Below are 21,600 nucleotides of genomic sequence, written 5' to 3'. Positions count from 1 at the left end.
CAAAGTGCGGGACTGTAACGGATCGGGAGTGCGGCATCACCATTCATGGTTAATGCGCTGGCACTGGTTGCCCTGGATTTTCCAAGAAAAAACCCGCCCAGGGGGCGGGTGTGATCGCTCCCACCTCGTGGTGGGAGCCAAAGATGGTACCGGTTGATCAGATGTCGCGGCGGGGCGAACCGGTGAACAACTGGCGTGGACGGCCAATCTTGTATTCCGGATCGCTGATCATTTCGTTCAGCTGGGCGATCCAGCCCACTGTGCGGGCCAGTGCAAAGATGCCGGTGAACAGATTGACAGGAATGCCGATGGCACGCTGCACGATACCAGAGTAGAAGTCCACGTTCGGGTAGAGCTTGCGCTGCACGAAGTAGTCGTCTTCCAGAGCAATCTTTTCCAGCTCTTTGGCCAGCTTGAACAGCGGGTCGTTTTGCAGACCCAGTTCGGCCAGCACTTCGTCGCAGGTTTCCTGCATGAGCTTGGCGCGTGGGTCGTAGTTCTTGTAGACGCGGTGGCCAAAACCCATCAGCTTGACGCCGGAGTTCTTGTCCTTGACCTTCTCCATGAACTCTCCCACCTTGGAGACGCCACCCATGGCCTGGATTTCTTCCAGCATGTTGAGGCAGGCCTCGTTGGCGCCGCCGTGGGCTGGGCCCCACAGGCAGGCCACACCGGCAGCAATGGCAGCAAAGGGGTTGGTGCCCGAGGAGCCACACAGGCGCACCGTGGAGGTCGATGCGTTTTGCTCGTGGTCAGCGTGCAGGATGAAGATGCGGTCCATTGCGCGCTCGATCACCGGATTGACCTTGTAGTCCTCGCAAGGGGTGCCGAACATCATGCGCAGGAAGTTGCCTGCGTACGAGAGGTCGTTGCGCGGGTACATGTAAGGCTCACCCTTGCCGTACTTGTAGGCCATGGCCACCAGCGTGGGCATTTTGGAGATCAGGCGGATCGCGGCGATGTCGCGGTGCTGCGGGTTGTTGATGTCGGTGCTGTCGTGGTAGAAGGCCGACAGGGCGCCCACCAGACCGGTCAATACGGCCATGGGGTGCGCGTCGCGGCGAAAGCCCCGCAGGAAGAACTGCATTTGCTCGTTCACCATGGTGTGGTTGAGCACACGCTGGTGGAAGTCGCTGCGCTGGTCATCGTCGGGCAGTTCGCCTTTGAGCAGCAGGTAGCAGGTGTCCAAGTAATCGCACTTGGTGGCCAGTTGCTCGATAGGGTAGCCGCGGTACAGCAACTCACCCTTGTCTCCGTCAATGTAGGTAATGGCCGACTGGCACGACGCGGTGGAAAGAAAGCCCGGGTCGTAGGTGAACATGCCCGTTTGCGCGTACAGCTTGCGGATGTCGATGACGTCGGGGCCAATGCTGCCCTGGTAGACAGGCAGATCCACGCTGGGGCTGCCGTTACTGAACGACAGGGTGGCTTTGTTGTCTGCTAGCTTCATTGTTTCGTCCTTCTAGAGTTTGCCGATGATCTGGTCTGGTGGGTCTGCAGCCACGGTCAGGCCTTCGCCAACCGGGCTCCGCTCTGTCTGAGCATGCCAAGTACTTCACATACCGGCGGAGTGTTCAATTCGCCTTCGGGTTCTTTCCGACACAGCAGGAGATCCAGCAGGTCGTTGTCCGCAAGATCCATCAACGCTGTCAGCCCCTGGGCATGCCGCTGGGTCAGCGTGGACTCGAAACGGGAGAAGAACTGTTCGATGAACAGGTCGTTTTCCAGCAGGCCACGCCGACAGCGCCAGTGCAGCTTGCTGAGTTCGCGTGTGTCCAGCAGCGGTGATGGCGCTGACAGGTCTATGGTTGAGGTTTCACCCATGGCTTCGAGGCGTGCAGGTCAGATGGCGCGGCGCACCATCAATTCCTTGATCTTGCCGATGGCCCGTGTGGGGTTCAGTCCCTTGGGACAGACGTCCACGCAATTCATGATCGAGTGGCAGCGGAACAGGCGGTAGGGGTCTTCCAGGTTGTCCAGGCGCTCGCCCGTGGCTTCGTCGCGGCTGTCGGCCAGGAAGCGGTAGGCCTGCAGAAGACCGGCAGGGCCCACAAACTTATCGGGGTTCCACCAGAAACTGGGGCAGGCGGTGGAGCAGCTGGCGCACAGAATGCACTCGTACAGACCGTCGAGTTCCTCACGCTGCTCTGGTGACTGCAGGCGCTCCTTTTCGGGCGGAATGCTGTCGTTGATCAGGTAAGGCTTGATCGAGTTGTACTGCTTGAAGAACAGTGTCATGTCCACGATCAGATCGCGAATCACGGGCAGGCCCGGCAGGGGCTTGAGCACGATGGTGCCGGGCAGCGTGTTCATGTTGGTCAGGCAGGCCAGGCCATTCTTGCCGTTGATGTTCATGGCGTCCGAGCCACAAACACCCTCGCGGCAGGAGCGGCGGAACGACAGTGCAGGATCCTGCTCCTTGAGTTTGATCAGCGCGTCGAGCAGCATGCGTTCATGGCCATCGAGTTCAACCTCAATGGTCTGCATGTAAGGCTTGGTGTCCTTGTCCGGGTCGTAGCGATAGATTTGAAATGTGCGTTTTTGCATGATTCTTCTCTCGTGGGGCTGCCGATTTAGAACGTCCGAACCTTGGGTGGAATGCTTTCCACGGTCAGTGGCTTCATGTTCACTGGCTTGTAGGTCAGGCTATTCGTGGCGCTGTGCCACAGGGTGTGCTTGAGCCAGTTCACGTCGTCACGGCCCAGCGGTGCGGTGGGGTGGTCGGCAGGATGTTCGTAGTCGTACACCATGTGTGCGCCGCGGCATTCTGTGCGTGCTGCGGCCGACACCATGGTGGCTTGTGCCACCTCGATCAGGTTGTCCACTTCCAGCGCCTCGATGCGTGCGGTATTGAAGACCTTGGATTTGTCCTTCAGCTCGATGCTGGCGACACGCTCACGCAGCGCAGCAACTTTGACTACGCCTTCGTTCATGCTGGCCTGCGTACGGAACACACCAGCGTGTTGTTGCATGGTGGCGCGAATGTCGCCTGCCAGTGCTTGCGAGTAGGTGCCACCGGTGGAATTTTCGAGCTGATTGAGGCGCTCGAGTGTCCGGTCGGCTGCATCCTTGGGCAGTGGCTTGTGCTCGGCGTTGCGTGCATTGAATTCGACGATGTGGCGGCCTGCGGCCTTGCCGAACACCAGTAGGTCGAGCAGCGAGTTGGTGCCCAGGCGGTTGGCGCCGTGCACGCTGACGGCCGAGCATTCACCCACCGCATAGAGCCCGTTGACGATCACGTTGCCTGTGCCGTCATGTGTCACCACCTGGCCATGGATGTTGGTCGGCACGCCGCCCATCTGGTAGTGGATGGTGGGCACCACTGGGATTGGCTCTTTGGTGATGTCCACGTTGGCAAAATTGACGCCGATCTCATAGACAGACGGCAACCGCTTGTGGATGGTCTCGGAGCCCAGGTGGTCAAGCTTGAGCAGGACGTAATCCTTGTTCGGGCCGCAGCCACGGCCTTCCTTGATTTCCTGGTCCATGGAACGGGAAACGAAGTCGCGTGGTGCCAAGTCTTTCAGGGTGGGCGCGTAGCGCTCCATGAAACGCTCGCCATTGCTGTTGAGCAAGATGGCGCCTTCGCCGCGGCAGCCTTCGGTGAGCAGAACACCTGCGCCAGCAACGCCGGTGGGGTGGAACTGCCAGAACTCCATGTCTTCCAGCGGGATGCCGGCGCGTGCCGCCATGCCCAGGCCATCGCCGGTGTTGATGAACGCATTGGTGGAGGCAGCGAAGATCCGGCCGGCGCCGCCGGTAGCCAGCAGCACGGTCTTGGCTTCCAGGATGTACAGGTCGCCCGTTTCCATTTCCAGAGCCGTCACGCCGACCACGTCGCCATCCTGATCGCGGATCAGGTCGAGGGCCATCCATTCGACGAAGAAATTCGTTTTGGCCTTGACGTTCTGCTGGTACAGCGTGTGCAGCATGGCATGGCCGGTTCGGTCAGCGGCCGCGCAAGCGCGTTGCACAGGTTTTTCGCCATAGTTGGCAGTGTGGCCACCAAACGGCCGCTGGTAAATGGTGCCGTCGGCATTGCGGTCAAACGGCATGCCGAAGTGTTCCAGCTCATACACGACGTTGGGCGCTTCACGGCACATGAATTCGACCGCGTCCTGGTCGCTCAGCCAGTCGCCGCCCTTGATGGTGTCGTAGAAGTGGTAGTGCCAGTTGTCCTCGCTCATGTTGCCCAGGGATGCGCTCACGCCACCTTGTGCAGCCACGGTGTGCGAGCGGGTAGGAAACACTTTGGACAGCGAGGCCACGTTCAGGCCTGCGCGCGAGAGTTCGAGGGCGGCGCGCATGCCGGAGCCGCCGGCGCCGATGATGACGACGTCGAACTTGCGTTTGGTGATGTTGGCGTTGGTGTAGCTCATGGATTTAGCCTTTGTTCGCGGTATTGGGCGTGGGCATCACAGACGCCACAGAACCTGGAAACCCCAGCCCGCGCAGCCGACGAGCCAGACGATGGTGAAGACTTGCAGCACCAAGCGCAGTCCTACGGGCTTGATGTAGTCCATCCAGATGTTGCGCATGCCGACCCAGGCGTGCAGGGCAAGCGCGATGATGACGGAGAAGGTCAGGAACTTCATCCATTGGGCAGCAAAGATGCCGGCCCACAGGTCGTAACCCACGGGGCCCTTGCTGAACACGACCTGCAGCAGCAATGCCAGCGTGAACAAGATCATGAGCGCTGCAGTAACGCGCTGGCTGAGCCAATCACGCAAACCGTAGTGGGCACCCACGACGGTGCGTTTGTATCCGTAGTTGGACATGGTATTTTCCTCTTTATCGTCAGGCCACCCCGCCGCTGGCGTCAGGGGCGCGGGGTTGAATCAGTACAGACCGAAGAGTTTTGCGCCCAAGACCAGCGTCAGGAAGATGCTGACCACCAGGGTGAAAATGGCGGAGGACTTGCCGAATTGTTTGTTCACGGCTTCGTGGCTGACGTCCATCCACAGGTGGCGCATGCCCGCAATCATGTGGTGCAGGTAGCCCCACATGATGCCCAGCACCACCAGCTTGAGAAACCACCCGGGTACAAAACCCACGCCAGTGCCGAAGGCGGACTTGAAGCGCGCAAATGAATACTCGGAAGATACGGAGGTGTCAAACAGCCAGATCACCAGCGGCAGCAGCAAGAACAGGATGGCTCCGCTCGCTCGGTGCAGGATGGAGACCCAGGCGGCAGCCGTCATGCGGTAGGTCGTCAGGTCCTTGAAGGCGTTGATGTTGCGGAATTCAGGCCGCTTTTTGGCTAGCTCGGTCATGGCAAGTGCTTTCGTGGAGGTAACTGCTTTGTAATTTTGAGCGCAAGGAGAACCCAAAATTCTATTGCAATGCAGCAAGGCATCATTTGATGCAGGTGGTATTTTCTGTTTTTTTCGGCATTGCGTGCCAATGTGGGGCTGTTATCTTCAGTTCAGTTCGTTGTGGTAGTGGTGGGTGTCTGTGCGGTAAAGACCGCGCCGTAACTCCATGGGAACATCGTTGTAAGTGTAAGCAATGCGCTCGACGCTCAGCAGGGGCGTTGCCGGGGTGACTTGCAGTCGTTTGGCTTGTTCGTCGTCCGGTAGCACGGCGCGAATTTTTTCTTCGGCACGCACCATGCGAACGCCAAAATCCAACTCCAGCATGGCGTAGGTGGGGCCGGGGTAGTTGGCCATCTGCGTTGCCGTCAGACCTTTGAATGCCTGGCCCGGGAGCCATATCTCTTCAAGAATGGTGGGGACCCCGCTGAACGACAGGATACGGCGTGCCTGCACCATGGGGTCGCCCGTGCGCAGGCCCAGCGCACGGGCCACCTCGGCGCTGGCGCGTACCCGCTTGCAGTCAATGATGAGGCGCTCTGCAGGGCCCTCCACGCTGGCGTCTCCGCTGTCGGGCATCAGCTTGAGAAACCGGTACTGCACATGTTGCTCGGCATGGGTGGACACGAAGGTGCCCTTGCCCTGGCGGCGCGTGACCAGGTTCTCGGCAGCCAGCTCGTCGATGGCCTTGCGAACCGTACCCTGACTGACTTTGAAGCGGGCTGCCAATTCCATTTCGCTGGGAATGGCTTCGCCGGGCTTCCACTCGCCTGCCTGCAGGCTTTGCAGGATCAGGCCCTTGATTTGCTGGTAGAGCGGGCTGAACGCTGGCGCCGGCAAGCCGACCGGCTGCAGCGGATCCGGGAAGTCAGTGGCGGAAAGCGGTAGTGAAGACATGGTGCATGGAGGTGCGCGAACGGGTGGTGCAAAGCAAAAGCCGGGCGCCGCATGGTGCTCAATCATATCTTATATAAGACATAAGACAAATTGACGCAGTGCGGAAAACGGCAGTAAAATCCCGCTCTGTTCGCGGAGCACGTGTTGCTGATAACAGGCGCAGGTGGCAACCGCTGCACTCTCCCCTGTTTCCTTCACTTCCTGGAGTTCTCACCATGAGCAAAAAGCCCGTTCGCGTAGCCGTTACCGGCGCCGCAGGCCAAATCGGCTACGCCCTTCTGTTTCGCATCGCTTCGGGCGAAATGCTGGGCAAGGATCAGCCTGTCATCCTGCAGTTGCTCGAAGTACCCGTGGACGGACCGCAGAAGGCACTCAAGGGCGTGATGATGGAGCTCGACGACTGCGCCTTCCCGCTGCTCGTCGAGATGACTGCCCATAGCGACCCCATGACCGCCTTCAAGGACGCCGACTACGCACTGCTGGTCGGTTCGCGTCCCCGCGGTCCTGGCATGGAGCGTGCCGAGCTGCTGGCCGTCAACGGCGCCATTTTTACGGCCCAGGGCAAGGCCCTCAACGCCGTTGCCAGCCGCAACGTCAAGGTGCTGGTGGTGGGCAACCCCGCCAATACCAACGCCTACATCGCCATGAAGTCGGCCCCTGATCTGCCGCGCAAGAACTTCACCGCCATGCTGCGCCTGGACCACAACCGCGCTGCCAGCCAGATTGCCGCCAAGACCGGCAAGCCCGTGGCCGACATCGAAAAGCTGACTGTCTGGGGCAACCACTCGCCCACGATGTACGCGGACTACCGCTTTGCCACCATCAATGGTGAGAGCGTTGCCCAGATGATCAACGACCAGGAATGGAACGCCAACGTGTTCCTGCCCACGGTCGGCAAGCGTGGCGCCGCCATCATTGAAGCGCGCGGCCTGTCGTCGGCTGCCTCGGCTGCCAACGCCGCCATCGACCACATGCGCGACTGGGCCCTAGGCACCAACGGCAAGTGGGTCACCATGGGCATCCCATCGGACGGCCAGTACGGCATCCCGAAGGACACCATGTTCGGCTTCCCCGTGACCTGCGAAAACGGCGAATACAAGATCGTCGAAGGCCTGGAAATCGATGCCTTCTCGCAAGAGCGCATCAACAAGACGCTGGAAGAACTGCAAGGCGAGCAGGACGGCGTGAAGCACCTGCTTTAAGCGCCCATGAGCGATGCTGGGTCTCCCCAAGCCGTGATCGCCCCTCTCGGGGGCGGCGCAGCGCACGCAGTGAAACGCATGGGGGGTGCCTCGCATCCGCGCGACATCCTGTTGGGTGCCCAGGCCGCAGCAGGTTTGCTGCCGGTCTGTGACCATTACAGCGGTGCCCCAGCGCGGATGCGCAAAAGCCTGCAACTGCAGGCTGAAATGACACAAGAGTTTGGCGCCTGCGTCTTTGATGTGACGCTGGATTGCGAAGATGGCGCCCCCGTGGGCGCCGAGGTCGAACATGCCGCTCTCGTCGTGGCGCTGGCCTGTGAAGCGGCGCCCGGCGCCCGGGTTGCGGCGCGTGTGCATGCGGTGGATCATCCGGCTTTTGCCAGCGACATGGCTACCATCGCCGGTCAGGCGGGCCACCGTTTGTGCCACATCATGCTACCCAAGGTCGAGTCGATCGACGATGTGCTGCAGGCCGAGCGCGCACTTGAGCGTGCAGGGGCTGCGCATCTGCCGCTCCACGCCCTCATCGAATCCCCTGGCGCGGTTCACCGCGCCTTTGACATTGCTGCCCACCCGCGTGTGCAGAGCCTGAGCTTTGGCTTGATGGACTTCGTGTCGGCCCATGGAGGCGCCATTCCGGCATCGGCGATGACGTCGGCAGGGCAGTTTGATCACCCGCTGGTGGTGCGGGCCAAGCTGGAAATCGCCTCCGCCTGCCATGCCCATGGCAAGGTGCCTTCACATTGCGTGGTGACGGAATTCACGGACATGTCCGCCATGCAGTCCGCCGCCCGCCGCGCTGCGCGCGAGCTGGGCTACACCCGCATGTGGAGCATCCATCCGGCGCAGATCAGGCCTATCCTTGAAGCGCTGTCGCCTGCCCAGGACGAGGTGCTGGAGGCTTCCCGCATCATTGCTGCCGCCGCTGAGGCAGACTGGGCGCCCATCAGTGCGGATGGCGTTCTGCACGACCGCGCGAGCTACCGGTATTTCTGGCAGGTGCTGGAACGTGCACACCAGACTGGGCGAAGTCTGCCGCATGCGGTACAACACTGGTTTGCATCGTCGCATTGCTGAACCTTTTTCCTCACGCTGGAGCCACATCATGAAAACACTGCTCGCCTCTGCACTCATCGCCTTGGTACCTTCTCTGGTTCTGGCCCAGGCAGCCCCGGCTGCCAAATCAGCGCCCAAGTCATCAATCAAGTCATCGACCAAGGCTGCAACAGAGACCAAGACCAAGTCCGTCGCCAAAAAGGCATCCGCCAAAGGCAGCACCAAAACCACGGTGGCCAAGGTCGAGCCGCCCAGCAGCCGCGTGCAGCTGCGCAGCGCGACGAGTCAAGTCGCCAGTGGTCTGATCGCTGCGCGCACGGCAATGTCTCCTGAAGAGTTGGCTATTGCACAGCGCGTTTATGTTGGCCAGATCGCCTGTGAGCTGGGGGCTACGGTCAGTGTTACGGCAGACACCGAAGCGCCGGGCCATTTCCACGTAGGCGGCAAAGGCTTCAAGTACCACATGGTTCCGGTGGTTACGTCGACCGGCACGGTGCGCCTGGAAGACCAGGCTGGCGGCGCCGTGTGGCTGCAGATCGCCAACAAATCCATGCTGATGGACCAGAAGCGTGGTCAGCGCCTGGCCGACGAATGCATGAGCCCGGAACAGACCGTGGTGGCCGAAGCCATCAAGAAAACCCCCCCGCCCAGCTTGTTCGAAGCAAAAACTACCAAGTAATTGCCCGCAGCGGGCTGTGAAAGCCTTGCCCCTCGTTTGAAAAGATAGAAGTAACCGGAGAAAGAAGTAAATGTTGCAAGCCTACCGTGACCATGTGGCCGAGCGCGCAGCGCTGGGTATTCCGCCGCTGCCCCTGACCGCCAAGCAAACCGGCGAACTGGTCGAGTTGCTCAAGAACCCGCCGGCAGGCGAAGAAACCACGCTGGTCGAGCTGATCACCCACCGCGTGCCTGCAGGCGTGGATGATGCCGCCAAGGTCAAGGCCAGCTACCTGGCCGCCGTGGCCCACGGTACCGAGAAGTGCTCGCTCATCAGCCGTGCGCAAGCCACCGAGTTGCTGGGCACCATGCTGGGTGGATACAACCTCACGCCGCTGATCGATCTGCTGGACGATGCTGCCGTGGCAGGTGTTGCCGCTGAGGCGCTGAAAAAGACGCTGCTGATGTTTGACCAGTTCCACGACGTCAAGGAAAAGGCCGATAAGGGCAATGCCTTTGCCAAGGCTGTGGTGCAAAGCTGGGCCGATGCCGAATGGTTCACCAGCCGCCCTGAAGTGCCCAAGCGCATTACGCTCACCGTGCTCAAGGTCACGGGCGAGACCAACACCGACGACCTCTCCCCCGCACCCGACGCCTGGAGCCGCCCTGACATCCCGCTGCATGCGCTGGCCATGCTCAAGAACAAGCGCGACGGCATCACGCCCGAGGAAGACGGCAAGCGCGGCCCGGTGAAGTTCATCGAAGACCTGCGCGCCAAGGGCCATCTCGTGGCCTATGTCGGCGACGTGGTCGGCACGGGTTCGAGCCGCAAGTCGGCCACCAACAGCGTGCTGTGGTTTACCGGCGAAGACATCCCCTTTGTGCCCAACAAGCGCTTTGGCGGCGTCTGCCTTGGGTCAAAGATTGCCCCCATCTTCTACAACACCATGGAAGACGCGGGCGCGCTGCCCATCGAGCTCGACGTGAGCCAGATGAACATGGGCGACACCATCGAACTGCGTCCCTACGAAGGCAAGGCCTTAAAGGACGGCAAAGTGATTGCCGAGTTCGAGGTCAAGAGCGACGTGCTGTTCGACGAAGTGCGCGCCGGTGGCCGTATCCCGCTGATCATCGGTCGTGGCCTGACCGCCAAGGCACGCGAGGCGCTGGGGCTGGCTGCTTCCACTTTGTTCCGCCTACCACAAGTGCCCAAGAGCCATGGCAAGGGCTTTACCCTGGCGCAGAAGATGGTGGGCCGCGCCTGCGGCCTGCCTGAAGGCCAGGGCGTGCTGCCCGGCACCTACTGCGAACCCAAGATGACCTCGGTCGGCTCGCAGGACACCACCGGCCCGATGACGCGCGACGAGCTCAAAGACCTCGCCTGCCTGGGTTTCAGCGCCGACCTGGTGATGCAGTCGTTCTGCCACACGGCCGCTTATCCCAAGCCCGTGGACGTGAAGATGCACCATGAGTTGCCCGAGTTCATCAGCAACCGTGGCGGCATCTCGCTCAAGCCCGGCGACGGCATCATCCACAGCTGGCTCAACCGCATGCTGCTGCCCGACACCGTCGGCACCGGCGGCGACAGCCACACGCGCTTCCCCGTGGGCATCAGCTTCCCCGCAGGCTCTGGCCTGGTGGCCTTTGCCGCCGCTACCGGCGTCATGCCGCTCGACATGCCCGAATCGGTGCTGGTGCGTTTCAAGGGCCAGATGCAGCCCGGCGTGACGCTGCGCGACCTGGTGCATGCGATTCCGCTCTATGCCATCAAGGCGGGTTTGCTCACCGTGGCCAAGCAGGGCAAGAAGAACATCTTCTCGGGCCGTATCGTTGAAATAGAAGGTCTGCCCGATCTGAAGGTGGAGCAGGCTTTTGAGTTGTCGGATGCCTCGGCCGAGCGCTCGGCTGCCGGTTGCACGGTGCGCCTGAACAAGGCCCCCGTGATCGAGTACCTGCAGTCGAACATCGTGCTGCTCAAGAACATGATCGCCCAAGGCTACGAAGATGCGCGCACCATCCGTCGGCGCATCCAGGGCATGGAAGCCTGGCTGGCCAACCCACAGCTGCTGGCACCCGATGCTGACGCTGAATACGCTGCCGTGATCGAGATCGACCTGGCCGAAATCACCGAGCCTATCGTTTGCTGCCCGAACGACCCGGACGACGCCAAGACCCTGTCCGACGTGGCCGGTGCGAAGATCGACGAAGTGTTCATCGGCTCGTGCATGACCAACATCGGCCACTTCCGCGCAGCTTCCAAGCTGCTCGAAGGCAAGAAGGACATGCCGGTCAAGCTCTGGATGGCACCGCCCACCAAGATGGATGCGCAGCAGCTCACCGAAGAAGGCCACTACGGCGTCTTCGGCGCCGCTGGTGCCCGCATGGAGATGCCCGGCTGCTCGCTGTGCATGGGCAACCAGGCGCAGGTGAAAGAGGGCGCCACGGTCATGTCCACCAGCACCCGTAACTTCCCCAACCGCCTGGGCAAGAACACCAATGTGTACCTGGGCTCGGCCGAACTGTCGGCGATTGCTTCCAAGCTGGGCCGCATCCCGACCAAGGCCGAATACCTGGCCGACATGGGGGTGATCAAGCAAAGCAGCGATCAGATTTACCAGTACCTGAACTTTGACCAGATCGAGGAATACTCTGACGTGGCCAAGGGTGTCGACGCTTGAAGCGTTCAGTCTTGACATGAAAAAACCCGCTTTGAGCGGGTTTTTTTTGGCGGATGCTGGCGCCGCTGGACGGCATTGCCGCTCGATGGGCGGCCTGCAGCGCTCAGGCTGCTGCGCTCAGGCTGCTGCGCTGGAACCATCGGGGGCAGAGGGTTCTGTGGCCGGACGGGGGCCGAGTTTGGAAGCCAGAAAATCGTCATACCCCTGCATGACCAGTGCGTACGCCTTGTTGATGCCTTGCTCAACCGGGCTGTCCTCCCCGAGCACGCCCAGGCCGCCGAGGATCTCCCGTGCTTCGCTAAAGCCACGCTCAAAACCGCCCCGGATCAGGTCGACAAAATCGCGTGCCATGGTTTCCGCATCTTTGTCCTTGTTTTTGGGCTGTGCGGCATAAGCATCGTAGAAAGCCGTAGACAGAGAAAGAATGCGCCCGGCAGTGGCCTCGGGCGAGCCGTCCGGCGCATCCTTGCCGCCGATGGCGTTTGGCCCCAGCTCAGGTTCCAGGTATTCGTTGATGCGATCAATGGCCGTGCGGTAAAGCAGTGCCAGTGAAGAGTCGCCCGACTGGATCGATACGTCCATCGACGCCTGCAGGATCTGCACATTCTGCTGCTGGCGCAGGTTGGATTTGCCATCCGGCGCCTTGGCACCCTGGGCGTCCTCGATGGGCGCTGCGCGGTGGGTGCCTGCGGCCTCCTGGGCGGGCAGGGCGGCGGTGGAGGGAAAATTTCCGATGGAAGAAGTGGCCATGGCAGTCTCCTGGGCAGATTCAAGGGCGTGGCATTTCTCCTTAAGTTATCGGCCGCTACCGATGAAAGTTGAATCCGGGTGGTAAAGCAGGGGCTGTTCGGGCTTTAGAAATCCGAAATCCGCTGGTTGGTCGAACGGGCTGGCGGAGTTGGGGCGCATGCCACTTTGTTGGATTGATCACCGCAGCCCGCTAAAAGAGTCGAGCGGGCTGAAAAAAACAGGAGCTGCTTGCGCTTTACCAATAAGGGTTTCAGGTAATTTCCATATTGAAATCCAATGGATACAAGCGCTGCAAGCTATACTTTCAATAGCTTGTAAAAAACAGCTTTCACACCAACCGCGCAATCAGCGCCCCCTCGGCGGGCCCTTCGATTGGGATGCGCACGCGCAGCGGGCTGCCCGAGGCGACCTGCAGTGCTTCGCCGTCCAGGCTGCGCATCTGCGTGAGTTGCACGGTGCGGTTGCCGCTGGGGTGGACGATTTCCAGCCTGTCGCCTACGCCAAAGCGGTTCTTGGTTTCCACTTCGGCCCAGCCATCCTGCACGCTTTTCACTTCACCCACGAACTGGCTGCGCTGCGACTCGGAGCTGCCGGTTTCGTAGTTCTGGTAGTCGTTGGCCGGACGGCGCTCCAGGAATCCGGGGGTATAGCCCCGGTTGGAGAGGCCTTCAAGCTCGGTGATGAGTTCGGGGTTGAAGGGGCGGCCCGCCACCGCGTCGTCGATGGCGCGGCGGTAGACCTGGGCGGCGCGTGAGACGTAGTACTGGCTCTTGGTGCGGCCTTCGATTTTGAGCGAATCGACGCCGATCTCGACCAGGCGCTGCACATGCTCGACGGCGCGCAGGTCCTTGCTGTTCATGATGTAGGTGCCGTGCTCATCTTCCATGATGGGCATGAGCTGGCCTGGGCGTTCTTTTTCTTCCAGCAGGTACACCTTGTCGGCCAGCGGGTGCCGCTCGCCACCGCCGCACGAGGCAAAGGCGGAGTTGTCGTCCTCCTGGGCCTTGTTGAAATTGAAGTCGCCCTCGATGCGCTGGGCCATGGCTTCGCCGGTGTTGGGGTCCACAGCGGCCTCTTGCGTGGCGTAGTTCCAGCGGCAGGCGTTGGTGCAGGTGCCCTGGTTGGGGTCGCGCCGGTTGAAGTAGCCCGACAGCAGGCAGCGGCCCGAATAGGCGATGCACAGGGCGCCGTGCACAAACACTTCCAGCTCCATGTCGGGGCATTCCTGGCGGATTTTCTCGATCTCGTCCAGGCTCAGTTCCCGCGAGAGGATGATGCGCGTGACGCCCACCTTCTGCCAGAACTTGACCGACATGAAGTTGGTCGTGTTGGCCTGTACCGAGAGGTGAATGGCCACTTCGGGCCATTTCTCGCGCACCATCATGATGAGGCCGGGGTCGGCCATGATGATGGCGTCCGGGCGCATGGCGATGATGGGCTCGATGTCACGCAGGTAGGTGCGTACCTTGTCGTTGTGCGGCAGCAGGTTGCTCGTCAAAAAGAATTTTTTGCCGCGTGCATGCGCTTCTTCGATGCCCGTCTGTATCTGTTCAATACGGAATTCGTTGTTGCGTGCGCGCAGGCTGTAGCGCGGCTGGCCGGCGTATACCGCGTCGGCACCGTAATCGTAGGCGGCGCGCATGCGGTCAAGCGTGCCGGCAGGCAGCAGGAGTTCGGGGCTTTTCAGGGTCATGGTGCGTGATTGTCGGGCAGTTGCCCCAGTGCGTGTGTGCGCACCGGCATTTGCACCCGGTGCGCACAGGGTCAGTCGCGCGGGCGGAATCCGATTTCCAGGGTGGCGGGCACTCTGCCGTCCACATCGCGGGGCAGGGTCTCGGTTTTTTGCAGGGCGCGCAGCACGGCGTCGTCCCAGCTCTTGTTGCCGCTCGATTCCTTCAGCCGCGTGCGGGTGATGGTGCCGTCGGGGGCGGCCTGTACCTCGACCACCGCGCGGGGGTTGCCGTCCAGGGCGTCGGGATAGACGATGTTGGGTTTGACCTTGGCCGCTACCTTGCCACCGTAACTGCCGGAGGGGCCGGAGTCGCGCAGGGCCGTGCCGCTGGCGTTGGCGCCGCCCGTGGCATTGGCCAGGCCCTGCATGCGGCGCAGGGTTTCCTGGCGGCGTTCTTCCGCAGCCTTTGCGCTGGCCTTTTCCAGGGCTTCTTTTTTTCGCTTGTCTTCGGCAAGGCGCTTTTGTTCCTTGTCGTGCTCAACTTTTTCCCGCTCGGCCGCCTTTTCCCGTTCGGCCTTTTCTTTGGCGAGCCGGTCTTTCTTGTCCTGCTCCTTGCGGGCCTGTTCCTTTTCGCGTTCTTCGTGTCTTTTCTTTTCGAGGGTCAGGCGTTTTTTCTCACGCTCCACCGCAATGTCGGCTTCCCGTGGATCGGGCTGCGGTTTGGGCGGCGGCTCCACCGCCTTGGGTGGTGGCGCGGGGGGCGGCTGCGGTGTGGGTGGCGTGGGGGGGGGCGGTGGCGTGGGCGGTTCCTCGGCGCGTGGCGCAGCCTGCTGCGGCACGGCGGACCATAACTCGGCCACCACGGCAGGCTGGTCGCTGTCGCGCTTCCAGGCTACGCCCCAGGTGAGCGCGCCCACCAGCACCAGGTGCGCCAGCACGGCCAGCGCAATGGCGCGCCCACGGCCCGGGGGGCGGGGCGGGATGAATTGGTCGCGGTCGTCGTGGGCGTGCATGCAGTGGCTTGAATTCGGTGGCAGGCTCTCAGCCGCCTTGTTTGACGGACAGGCCCACGCGCTGCACTCCGGCCTTTTGCAGAGCGTCCATGGCTTTGACCACCGCTTCGTAGGGCACGCCCTTGTCCGCACTGATGACCACAGGCGTGTTGTCCGGCTGGTCTTTTTGCCATGCCTTGGCCAGCGTGCCCAGCGTCTGGGCCGTTACCGGGCGCTCGTTACCGCCGGTTTTGAGTTGAAAGCTGCCATCCTTCTGGACGATCACCTGCCCGAATGTTTTAGGCGCCTTGGCGCTCTTGCCCACGCTGGGCACGTCGATCATGCCCGGCGTCAGCATGGGTGCCGTCACCATGAAGATGATGAGCAGCACCAGCATCACGTCGATAAAGGGCACCATGTTGATCTCGTTGATGGTGCGGCGGCCGCGGCCGCGCGAGGCTGAAGCGGGCATGGTGGTCTTTGCCTCGGTCAGTGGCCCGTGCCTACAGGCGCCGGGTGTGCGCCCAGGTTGCGCTGCAGGATGTTGGAGAACTCCTCAATGAAGGTCTCCTGGTGGATGGCCACGCGGTCGATGTCGCGGGCAAAGCGGTTGTAAGCGATCACTGCGGGAATGGCCGCAAACAGGCCGATGGCCGTGGCCACCAGGGCCTCGGCAATGCCGGGCGCCACGGTGGACAGGGTGACCTGCTCCATGCCGGCAAAACCGGTGAAAGCGTGCATGATGCCCCACACCGTGCCAAACAGCCCCACATAGGGCGAGACGGAACCGACCGATGCAAGGAAGGACAGGCTGGACTCGACCACATCCATCTCGCGCTGAAAACTCGCCCGCATGGCGCGGCGTGCGCCGTCCAGCAGCGTGCCTGGGTCCTGGATGCGGCGTTCGCGCAGTTTTTGGTATTCGCGCATGCCGCTGGCAAAAATACGCTCCATGGGGCCGGTGTTTTTGGCGTTTTGCACGGCGCTGGCGTACAGGTCGTTCAGGCTGGTGCCGGACCAGAACTCGCGCTCGAAATCGTCGTTGAGCGACTTCACCCGGTTGAGGCCAAACAGTTTGCGGAAGATGGCAGCCCAGCTGGCCACCGAAACGGCCAGTAGCAGCACCATGACGAGTTGCACCACCCAGCTGGCGTGCAGCACCAGGCTGATGATGGACATGTCTTGGGAGTTCATGAAAGTTGTTCCAGGAGGGAGCCGGGGATTCGGGCAGGGCGCATGGTGGCCGCGTCGACCCAGCCGATGCGGATGGTGGCTTCGCTCAAAAGAGTGGGCGGTTTGCCGTTCATGTGCTCTTGATTTAATAGCGCTTGCTGCGCCATTGTCAACGAGGCGCGGCCTTTGTCTTGCAAAACAGCAGTAACAATGAGTTCGTCGTCCAGGCGTGCCGGGCTGAGGTAGCGCAAGCGGGCATCGGTTACGACAAACATGCCGCCGGTTTGTTCCCGCAGGCGGTGCTGCGACAGCCCCAACGAGCGCAGCCATTCGGTGCGGGCGCGCTCAAAGAACTTGAGGTAGTTGGCATAGAACACGATGCCCCCGGCATCGGTGTCCTCCCAGTAGATGCGGACAGGGAAGATGAACGCCATGCTCAGCCCAACAGTGCGCGCATGCGCGCTACTGATTCTTGCAACTGCGCCATCGAATTGGCGGTGGAAAAGCGCACAAAACGCTGCGGGTCAAAGTTGCCGAAATCGCGTCCCGGCGTCACGGCCAGGTGGGCGCGGCGCATCAGTTCAAAGGCAAAGTCCCAGCTCCCCTCTACCCCCAGCTTGGCGCAGGCGCTGCTGCAGTCGGCCCAGGCGTAGAAGGCGCCATCGGGCAGCACGGGCACGCTCAATCCCAGGCGCTGCAGTTCGGGGATGAAGTAGTCGCGCCGGGCCTTGAACTCGGCGCGGCGGCGTTCGTATTCGGCAATGCTCTCGTCTTCGAAGCAGGCCAGCGCGGCGTGCTGCGAGATGGTCGAGGCGCAGATGAACAGGTTTTGCGCCAGACGCTCGACCACCGGCACCAAGGCCTCGGGCACCACCATCCAGCCCAGGCGCCAGCCGGTCATGTTGAAGTATTTGCTGAAGCTGTTGATGCTGATGATGTTGTCGTCGATGGCCAGCGCCGTGTGGCTGAACTGCTCTTCGTAAGACAGGCCCAGATAGATCTCATCAATCAGCGTAATGCCGCCGCGCTCCTGCACCACGTTGTGGATACGGCGCAGCTCATCGGGTGCAATGGAGGTGCCTGTGGGGTTGGAGGGCGAGGCCAGCAGCACGCCCCGTGTTTTGTCGGTCCAGGCCGCGCGCACCTTGTCGGCAGTCAGCTGGAAGCGCTCCTCGGCCGTGGTGGGCACCAGCACCGCGGTGCCCTCGGCGGCGCTGACGAAGTGCCGGTTGCAGGGGTAGCTGGGGTCGGGCATGAGGATTTCGTCGCCCGCGTCCACCAGCGCCAGGCAGGCCAGCTGCAGCGCGGCCGAAGCCCCAGCAGTCACCACGATGCGCCGCGCCGGCACATTCACGCCAAAGCGTTGCTGGTACCAGCCGCTGATGCGCTCACGCAAGGCGTCGAGCCCCAGTGACTGCGTGTACTGCGTGGCACCGGCGGCAATGGCGCGCGCAGCGGCTTCTGCTACCTGCGGCGGCGCCGTGAAATCGGGCTCGCCAATGTTCAGAAAGATCATCGGCTCGCGCGTACCCGCCACCTCGCGTGCCATGGCCTGTGCGGCCTTGGCCACTTCCATTACGTAAAAGGGTTCGATGCGGCTGGCGCGGGTGGAGATTTTCATGGGGGAGTGTTCTGGCCCGTGGGTTGCGGGCTGCGGAGAAAAGACAGGGCGGGCGGGGGGCCCGCTGCGATCGTGCACTCAGCCGCGGGGTGTTGCGGCCTTGTCGGCGGCCACTTCGTCGGCACGCAGCTTCGGGGCCAGGCCGCCGAGCACGCCGTTGACGTACTTGTGACCGTCGGTGCCGCCAAATTCCTTGGCCAGTTCGATGCATTCATTGAGCACCACGCGCCAGGGTACGTCCAGGCAGTGCTGGAATTCGTACACCCCCATCCACATCACGGCACGCTCAATGGGCGAGATTTCGGTCATCTTGCGGTCGAGCAGCGGAGTGATGAGGGCGTCGAGTGCGACCGAGGTTTCGATGCAGCCGTGCAGGAGCGCGTCGTAATGCGCTGCATCGGCCTTGTGAAAGCCGGTCAGGTCGCGTGTGAAGGCGTCAATGGCAGCGGCCTCGTTGCGGCCCACCAGGTGCTGGTAGAGCGCTTGCAGCGCGAATTCGCGTGCGCGGCTGCGGTTGGATTTGGCCGAGGCCTTGCGCGCGCCGGTGCTGGTCACGCCGGGGCGCTTGGTGCGGGGGGCGGGCGCGTCGGGGGTGTGCTCGCTCATGACAGTTGGTCCAGCAGGTTGGCCATTTCTACCGCCACGTAGGCGGCGTCGCGGCCTTTTTCGGTCTGGCGGGCGATGGCTTGCTCCAGGTTCTCGGTGGTGAGAATGGCGTTGGCCACGGGCACCTGGTAATCCAGTGCGACGCGCGAAACACCCGCACCGGACTCGTTGGCCACCAGCTCGAAGTGGTAGGTCTCGCCGCGAATGATGCAGCCCAGGGCAATCAGGGCATCAAATTCGTCCTGCTCGGCCAGGGCTTGCAGCGCCATGGGCACTTCCAGCGCGCCGGGCACGAGCACATGGGTGATGTGCTTTTCCTGCACGCCCAGGTCGATCAGCGCCTTGCGGCAGGCCGTGGCCAGGGCGTTGGTGATGCCTTCGTTGAAGCGGGCCTGAACCATGCCGATGTGCAGTTTCTTGCCATCGAGCTTGTCCGCTGTTCCTTTGTCTGCGCCAAACATGGGTGTGGTTCCTATTCTTTCGGGATGTAACCGGTGATTTCGAGTCCGTAGCCCGCCATGCTGGGCATGCGGCGGGGCTGGCCCATGAGTTGCATCTTCTGCACACCGCATTCGCGCAGGATTTGCGCGCCCACGCCGTAGGTGCGCAGGTCCATGCGGCCGCGCTCGGGCGCCTGGGCAGCGCGGGCCGTACCTTCAAACTGTGCCAGCAACTGTGCAGCGCTTTCGCCGCAATTGAGCAGCACGGCAACGCCCTTGCCTTGCTGGTCGATGTACTGCAGGCTGGTGCCCAGGCCCCAGGAGTGCATGGAGCGGTTGACTTCCAGCGTGTCGAGTACCGACAGCGGCTCGTGCACGCGCACGGGCACCACGTCGTCGACATTCCATTGGCCCTTGACCAGTGCCAGGTGAACGGCCCCGCTGGGTTTGTCGCGGAAGGCATGCGCGGTGAATGCACCGTAGGGGGTTTGCAGCGGGCGTTCGCCCACTTTTTCGACCAGCGACTCGGTGCGGCTGCGGTGTTCGATCAGGTCGGCAATGGTGCCGATCTTGATGCCGTGCTCGGCCGCGAACACCTGCAGGTCGGGCAGGCGCGCCATGGTGCCGTCGTCTTTCATGATCTCGCAGATCACGGCGGCGGGGCTGCAACCGGCCATGGCGGCCAGGTCGCAGCCGGCCTCGGTGTGGCCTGCGCGCATCAGCACGCCGCCGTCCACCGCCTGCAGCGGAAAGATATGGCCCGGCTGTACCAGGTCGTCGGCTTTGGTATTGCCCGCGACGGCCACCTGCACGGTGCGCGCGCGGTCGGCCGCCGAGATGCCGGTGGTTACGCCCTCGGCCGCCTCGATGGAGACCGTGAACGCGGTGCTGTACACCGTGCCGTTGCGCGTGGCCATGGGCGGGAGCTTGAGGAACTCGCAGCGCTCGCGGGTGAGCGTCAGGCAGATCAGGCCGCGGCCAAAGCGCGCCATGAAGTTGATGGCTTCGGGGGTGACATGGTCGGCGGCCAATACCAGGTCGCCTTCATTCTCGCGGTCTTCCTCGTCCACGAGGATGACCATGCGCCCGGCGCGCATCTCGGCAACGATGTCCTGTACCGGTGAGATGGAGGCGGGGGGGAGGGGGGTCTTCATGGGGGCTTTCTTCGATGGGCCGCAGGGGGGAGGGGTCAGCCTGCAACGCAGGTTCTCCGGTGCTGGCGCCCGGCGGGGGCAGAGCCCGCCGAGCGTCCCAAAGAACATGCGATGCGGCGCTGCCGCATGGTGGGCTGGTGTGCGCCGTTGCTGCACGCCAGTCCAAAGCGCTGATTTTAGTGCAGTGCGCCCTGGCCGTGCGCGGCAAACCCGGCGCGGTGGCGGGGTCAGATGGACGAACCCTCCAGCACCACGTCCGATGCGGGATAGGCCACGCAAGGCAAGACGCAACCTTCGGCGATCTCCTCAGGTGTCAGGCCGGGCCAGTCGATGGCATAGCGCACCTGGCCCTGGGCCAGATGACCGATGCAGGTGCGGCAGGTGCCATTGCGACAGGAACTGGGCCAGTCAATGCCGCCTTGCTCCAGTGAGAGCAACAGGGGTTGCTCGGGCCAAGCGTCGCATTGCTGGCCACTGGGTTCGACCGTGGCAATGAAGAAGGGGGTGGTTGCGGTGTTCATGGTGATCAAGGCTGGGGGGTATGCACCCACACCAGCAGCAGGTTGTTGGCAGGCAGGGCGTGGCGTGCGGCCAGGCGCAGGCCGGCCTGGGCGGCGACCTGCGCCACATCGTGCAGGCGGCGAATGCCCCAGTCCGGGTTGCGCTCACGCAGGCTGGCATCAAAAGCCAGGTTGCCGGGCGCGGTGGGCACGTCGTCTTCCAGATAGGGCCCGTAGGTGACGAGATGGCCGCCCGGCGCCAAGTGCCGCGCTGCGCCCTGCATCAGCCCGGCGCAGCAGGCCCAGGGCGCGATGTGCAGCATGTTGGCGCAGTACACCAGGTCGAACGGCGTGGCAAAGGCCGCCCCGCTGCTGGGCCATTGCGGCGCCAGTACATCCAGCAACACAGGCGTGCGCACGTTGTGCACCCCGGCATCGGCGCACCAGGCGGTGATCGAGTCCAAGTGCCCGGCTTGGGCGTCGCTGGGCTGCCAGGTCCAGCCCGGCAGGGCGGCGGCGAACCAGGCCGCATGCTGGCCGGTGCCGCTGGCCACCTCCAGCGCGCTGCCGGTGGCGGGCAGCAAGGCCTGCAGCACCTGCAGGATGGGCTGGCGGTTGCGTTCAGCGGCAGGGCTGTGCATCGGTATTTGCATGAAAAATGGCTATAACGCTTAAAGAATAAGCGCTGAAAGCTATCAATTTAATAGTTTGCAGGACGAACTGCAACGGAGGAAAAAACCATGTTGCAATTGCCTAAAAAAGAGGCGATGCAGGGATGTCCCTGAAAAATCAAGCACTTAGCGCGGCCATACAGCGCTTATCCGGATTTATCCACAGCATTGTCCAGCGGGTGCCGGGATAAGTGTGGGGCGTGTGGCAATGGCGTGCGT

The 21,600-nt window shown here is 62.5% G+C and carries 23 protein-coding genes; 4 read left to right on the top strand and 19 right to left on the bottom strand.

Going from position 1 to position 21,600, the window contains the following annotated elements; all coding sequences use genetic code 11:
• Positions 1-157 precede the first annotated feature (157 nt).
• The 7 genes from gltA to ACYVOC_RS10685 form a co-directional block, all read right to left on the bottom strand.
• Positions 158-1,450, bottom strand: a complete 1,293-nt coding sequence (gltA, locus tag ACYVOC_RS10715) for a citrate synthase (protein ID WP_461161795.1) — start codon at positions 1,448-1,450, stop codon at positions 158-160.
• Positions 1,451-1,506: 56 nt separating this feature from the next.
• The gene (locus tag ACYVOC_RS10710; RefSeq protein WP_461161794.1) at positions 1,507-1,824 is read right to left on the bottom strand and encodes an FAD assembly factor SdhE; all 318 of its coding nucleotides are present in this window, start codon (positions 1,822-1,824) and stop codon (positions 1,507-1,509) included.
• 18 nt (positions 1,825-1,842) lie between these two features.
• On the bottom strand, positions 1,843-2,547 hold the full coding sequence (locus ACYVOC_RS10705) for a succinate dehydrogenase iron-sulfur subunit (protein WP_116004376.1): 705 nt from the start codon (positions 2,545-2,547) through the stop codon (positions 1,843-1,845).
• Positions 2,548-2,573: 26 nt separating this feature from the next.
• Complete coding sequence (gene sdhA, locus ACYVOC_RS10700; RefSeq protein ID WP_116004375.1) at positions 2,574-4,379, bottom strand: succinate dehydrogenase flavoprotein subunit; 1,806 nt, start codon at positions 4,377-4,379, stop codon at positions 2,574-2,576.
• Between the two features lie 36 nt (positions 4,380-4,415).
• Positions 4,416-4,778 (bottom strand): succinate dehydrogenase, hydrophobic membrane anchor protein, encoded by a 363-nt coding sequence (gene sdhD, locus ACYVOC_RS10695; RefSeq protein WP_116004374.1) that lies wholly within the window; start codon positions 4,776-4,778, stop codon positions 4,416-4,418.
• Between the two features lie 60 nt (positions 4,779-4,838).
• Positions 4,839-5,273, bottom strand: a complete 435-nt coding sequence (gene sdhC / locus ACYVOC_RS10690; RefSeq protein WP_116004373.1) for a succinate dehydrogenase, cytochrome b556 subunit — start codon at positions 5,271-5,273, stop codon at positions 4,839-4,841.
• Positions 5,274-5,420: 147 nt separating this feature from the next.
• Positions 5,421-6,209: a GntR family transcriptional regulator gene (locus ACYVOC_RS10685; protein WP_116006096.1), complete on the bottom strand. Its 789-nt coding sequence runs from the start codon at positions 6,207-6,209 to the stop codon at positions 5,421-5,423.
• A gap of 215 nt (positions 6,210-6,424) precedes the next feature.
• Between ACYVOC_RS10685 and ACYVOC_RS10680 the strand changes: the two genes are divergently transcribed.
• The 4 genes from ACYVOC_RS10680 (at position 6,425) to acnB (ending at position 11,802) form a co-directional block, all read left to right on the top strand.
• On the top strand, positions 6,425-7,411 hold the full coding sequence (locus tag ACYVOC_RS10680) for a malate dehydrogenase (protein WP_116004372.1): 987 nt from the start codon (positions 6,425-6,427) through the stop codon (positions 7,409-7,411).
• Between the two features lie 78 nt (positions 7,412-7,489).
• Positions 7,490-8,488, top strand: a complete 999-nt coding sequence (locus ACYVOC_RS10675) for an HpcH/HpaI aldolase/citrate lyase family protein (protein WP_461161960.1) — start codon at positions 7,490-7,492, stop codon at positions 8,486-8,488.
• Positions 8,489-8,516: 28 nt separating this feature from the next.
• Positions 8,517-9,146 (top strand): hypothetical protein, encoded by a 630-nt coding sequence (locus ACYVOC_RS10670; protein ID WP_116004371.1) that lies wholly within the window; start codon positions 8,517-8,519, stop codon positions 9,144-9,146.
• 70 nt (positions 9,147-9,216) lie between these two features.
• Positions 9,217-11,802, top strand: a complete 2,586-nt coding sequence (acnB, locus tag ACYVOC_RS10665) for a bifunctional aconitate hydratase 2/2-methylisocitrate dehydratase (protein WP_461161793.1) — start codon at positions 9,217-9,219, stop codon at positions 11,800-11,802.
• Positions 11,803-11,919: 117 nt separating this feature from the next.
• On the opposite strand, the gene ACYVOC_RS10660 is transcribed toward acnB, so the two are convergent.
• The 12 genes from ACYVOC_RS10660 to ACYVOC_RS10605 all read right to left on the bottom strand — a co-directional run bounded on the left by ACYVOC_RS10660 (position 11,920) and on the right by ACYVOC_RS10605 (position 21,351).
• Positions 11,920-12,552 (bottom strand): DUF5610 domain-containing protein, encoded by a 633-nt coding sequence (locus ACYVOC_RS10660; RefSeq protein WP_461161792.1) that lies wholly within the window; start codon positions 12,550-12,552, stop codon positions 11,920-11,922.
• Between the two features lie 328 nt (positions 12,553-12,880).
• Positions 12,881-14,245: a prephenate-dependent tRNA uridine(34) hydroxylase TrhP gene (gene trhP, locus ACYVOC_RS10655; RefSeq protein WP_116004368.1), complete on the bottom strand. Its 1,365-nt coding sequence runs from the start codon at positions 14,243-14,245 to the stop codon at positions 12,881-12,883.
• 71 nt (positions 14,246-14,316) lie between these two features.
• Positions 14,317-15,237, bottom strand: coding sequence for a cell envelope integrity protein TolA (gene tolA, locus ACYVOC_RS10650; protein ID WP_461161791.1), 921 nt, complete (start codon positions 15,235-15,237; stop codon positions 14,317-14,319).
• A gap of 28 nt (positions 15,238-15,265) precedes the next feature.
• Entirely contained in the window at positions 15,266-15,688 is a 423-nt protein-coding gene (locus ACYVOC_RS10645) for an ExbD/TolR family protein (protein ID WP_116004366.1), read from the bottom strand.
• Between the two features lie 17 nt (positions 15,689-15,705).
• A complete protein-coding gene (gene tolQ / locus ACYVOC_RS10640; RefSeq protein WP_461161790.1) occupies positions 15,706-16,410 on the bottom strand; it encodes a protein TolQ in 705 nt (234 codons plus the stop codon).
• The gene (ybgC, locus tag ACYVOC_RS10635; RefSeq protein WP_461161789.1) at positions 16,407-16,823 is read right to left on the bottom strand and encodes a tol-pal system-associated acyl-CoA thioesterase; all 417 of its coding nucleotides are present in this window, start codon (positions 16,821-16,823) and stop codon (positions 16,407-16,409) included. Before ybgC ends, tolQ begins: the two co-directional genes overlap by 4 nt.
• A gap of 2 nt (positions 16,824-16,825) precedes the next feature.
• Positions 16,826-18,010 carry a pyridoxal phosphate-dependent aminotransferase gene (locus tag ACYVOC_RS10630; protein WP_116004363.1) on the bottom strand — a complete coding sequence of 395 codons (1,185 nt, stop codon included), beginning with the start codon at positions 18,008-18,010 and terminating at the stop codon, positions 16,826-16,828.
• 78 nt (positions 18,011-18,088) lie between these two features.
• A complete protein-coding gene (gene nusB, locus ACYVOC_RS10625; protein WP_461161788.1) occupies positions 18,089-18,616 on the bottom strand; it encodes a transcription antitermination factor NusB in 528 nt (175 codons plus the stop codon).
• Positions 18,613-19,077, bottom strand: a complete 465-nt coding sequence (ribH, locus tag ACYVOC_RS10620) for a 6,7-dimethyl-8-ribityllumazine synthase (RefSeq protein WP_116004361.1) — start codon at positions 19,075-19,077, stop codon at positions 18,613-18,615. Before ribH ends, nusB begins: the two co-directional genes overlap by 4 nt.
• 11 nt (positions 19,078-19,088) lie before the next feature.
• Entirely contained in the window at positions 19,089-20,210 is a 1,122-nt protein-coding gene (gene ribBA / locus ACYVOC_RS10615; RefSeq protein WP_461161787.1) for a bifunctional 3,4-dihydroxy-2-butanone-4-phosphate synthase/GTP cyclohydrolase II, read from the bottom strand.
• A 227-nt stretch (positions 20,211-20,437) separates the two neighbouring features.
• Positions 20,438-20,731, bottom strand: a complete 294-nt coding sequence (locus tag ACYVOC_RS10610; RefSeq protein WP_116006094.1) for a 2Fe-2S iron-sulfur cluster-binding protein — start codon at positions 20,729-20,731, stop codon at positions 20,438-20,440.
• A 5-nt stretch (positions 20,732-20,736) separates the two neighbouring features.
• The gene (locus ACYVOC_RS10605; RefSeq protein WP_233521143.1) at positions 20,737-21,351 is read right to left on the bottom strand and encodes a DUF938 domain-containing protein; all 615 of its coding nucleotides are present in this window, start codon (positions 21,349-21,351) and stop codon (positions 20,737-20,739) included.
• Positions 21,352-21,600 lie beyond the last annotated feature (249 nt).

Source organism: Simplicispira piscis, assembly GCF_054783455.1.
Note: the sequence above shows the minus strand (reverse complement) of the source record. Positions and strands in the feature narration are given on the sequence as shown.

Bases quoted from the DNA above. Each gene is read 5' to 3' on its own strand.
- ACYVOC_RS10705 (WP_116004376.1), bottom strand. From the start codon at position 2,547: ATGCAAAAACGCACATTTCAAATCTATCGCTACGACCCGGACAAGGAC.
- ACYVOC_RS10675 (WP_461161960.1), top strand. From the start codon at position 7,490: ATGGGGGGTGCCTCGCATCCGCGCGACATCCTGTTGGGTGCCCAGGCC.
- ybgC (WP_461161789.1), bottom strand. From the start codon at position 16,823: ATGGCGTTCATCTTCCCTGTCCGCATCTACTGGGAGGACACCGATGCC.
- ACYVOC_RS10630 (WP_116004363.1), bottom strand. From the start codon at position 18,010: ATGAAAATCTCCACCCGCGCCAGCCGCATCGAACCCTTTTACGTAATG.
- ACYVOC_RS10685 (WP_116006096.1), bottom strand. From the start codon at position 6,209: ATGTCTTCACTACCGCTTTCCGCCACTGACTTCCCGGATCCGCTGCAG.
- ACYVOC_RS10610 (WP_116006094.1), bottom strand. From the start codon at position 20,731: ATGAACACCGCAACCACCCCCTTCTTCATTGCCACGGTCGAACCCAGT.
- ACYVOC_RS10710 (WP_461161794.1), bottom strand. From the start codon at position 1,824: ATGGGTGAAACCTCAACCATAGACCTGTCAGCGCCATCACCGCTGCTG.
- tolA (WP_461161791.1), bottom strand. From the start codon at position 15,237: ATGCACGCCCACGACGACCGCGACCAATTCATCCCGCCCCGCCCCCCG.
- ACYVOC_RS10660 (WP_461161792.1), bottom strand. From the start codon at position 12,552: ATGGCCACTTCTTCCATCGGAAATTTTCCCTCCACCGCCGCCCTGCCC.
- sdhD (WP_116004374.1), bottom strand. From the start codon at position 4,778: ATGTCCAACTACGGATACAAACGCACCGTCGTGGGTGCCCACTACGGT.
- tolQ (WP_461161790.1), bottom strand. From the start codon at position 16,410: ATGAACTCCCAAGACATGTCCATCATCAGCCTGGTGCTGCACGCCAGC.
- gltA (WP_461161795.1), bottom strand. From the start codon at position 1,450: ATGAAGCTAGCAGACAACAAAGCCACCCTGTCGTTCAGTAACGGCAGC.
- ribH (WP_116004361.1), bottom strand. From the start codon at position 19,077: ATGTTTGGCGCAGACAAAGGAACAGCGGACAAGCTCGATGGCAAGAAA.
- sdhC (WP_116004373.1), bottom strand. From the start codon at position 5,273: ATGACCGAGCTAGCCAAAAAGCGGCCTGAATTCCGCAACATCAACGCC.
- trhP (WP_116004368.1), bottom strand. From the start codon at position 14,245: ATGACCCTGAAAAGCCCCGAACTCCTGCTGCCTGCCGGCACGCTTGAC.
- nusB (WP_461161788.1), bottom strand. From the start codon at position 18,616: ATGAGCGAGCACACCCCCGACGCGCCCGCCCCCCGCACCAAGCGCCCC.
- ribBA (WP_461161787.1), bottom strand. From the start codon at position 20,210: ATGAAGACCCCCCTCCCCCCCGCCTCCATCTCACCGGTACAGGACATC.
- ACYVOC_RS10680 (WP_116004372.1), top strand. From the start codon at position 6,425: ATGAGCAAAAAGCCCGTTCGCGTAGCCGTTACCGGCGCCGCAGGCCAA.
- sdhA (WP_116004375.1), bottom strand. From the start codon at position 4,379: ATGAGCTACACCAACGCCAACATCACCAAACGCAAGTTCGACGTCGTC.
- ACYVOC_RS10645 (WP_116004366.1), bottom strand. From the start codon at position 15,688: ATGCCCGCTTCAGCCTCGCGCGGCCGCGGCCGCCGCACCATCAACGAG.
- ACYVOC_RS10605 (WP_233521143.1), bottom strand. From the start codon at position 21,351: ATGCACAGCCCTGCCGCTGAACGCAACCGCCAGCCCATCCTGCAGGTG.
- ACYVOC_RS10670 (WP_116004371.1), top strand. From the start codon at position 8,517: ATGAAAACACTGCTCGCCTCTGCACTCATCGCCTTGGTACCTTCTCTG.
- acnB (WP_461161793.1), top strand. From the start codon at position 9,217: ATGTTGCAAGCCTACCGTGACCATGTGGCCGAGCGCGCAGCGCTGGGT.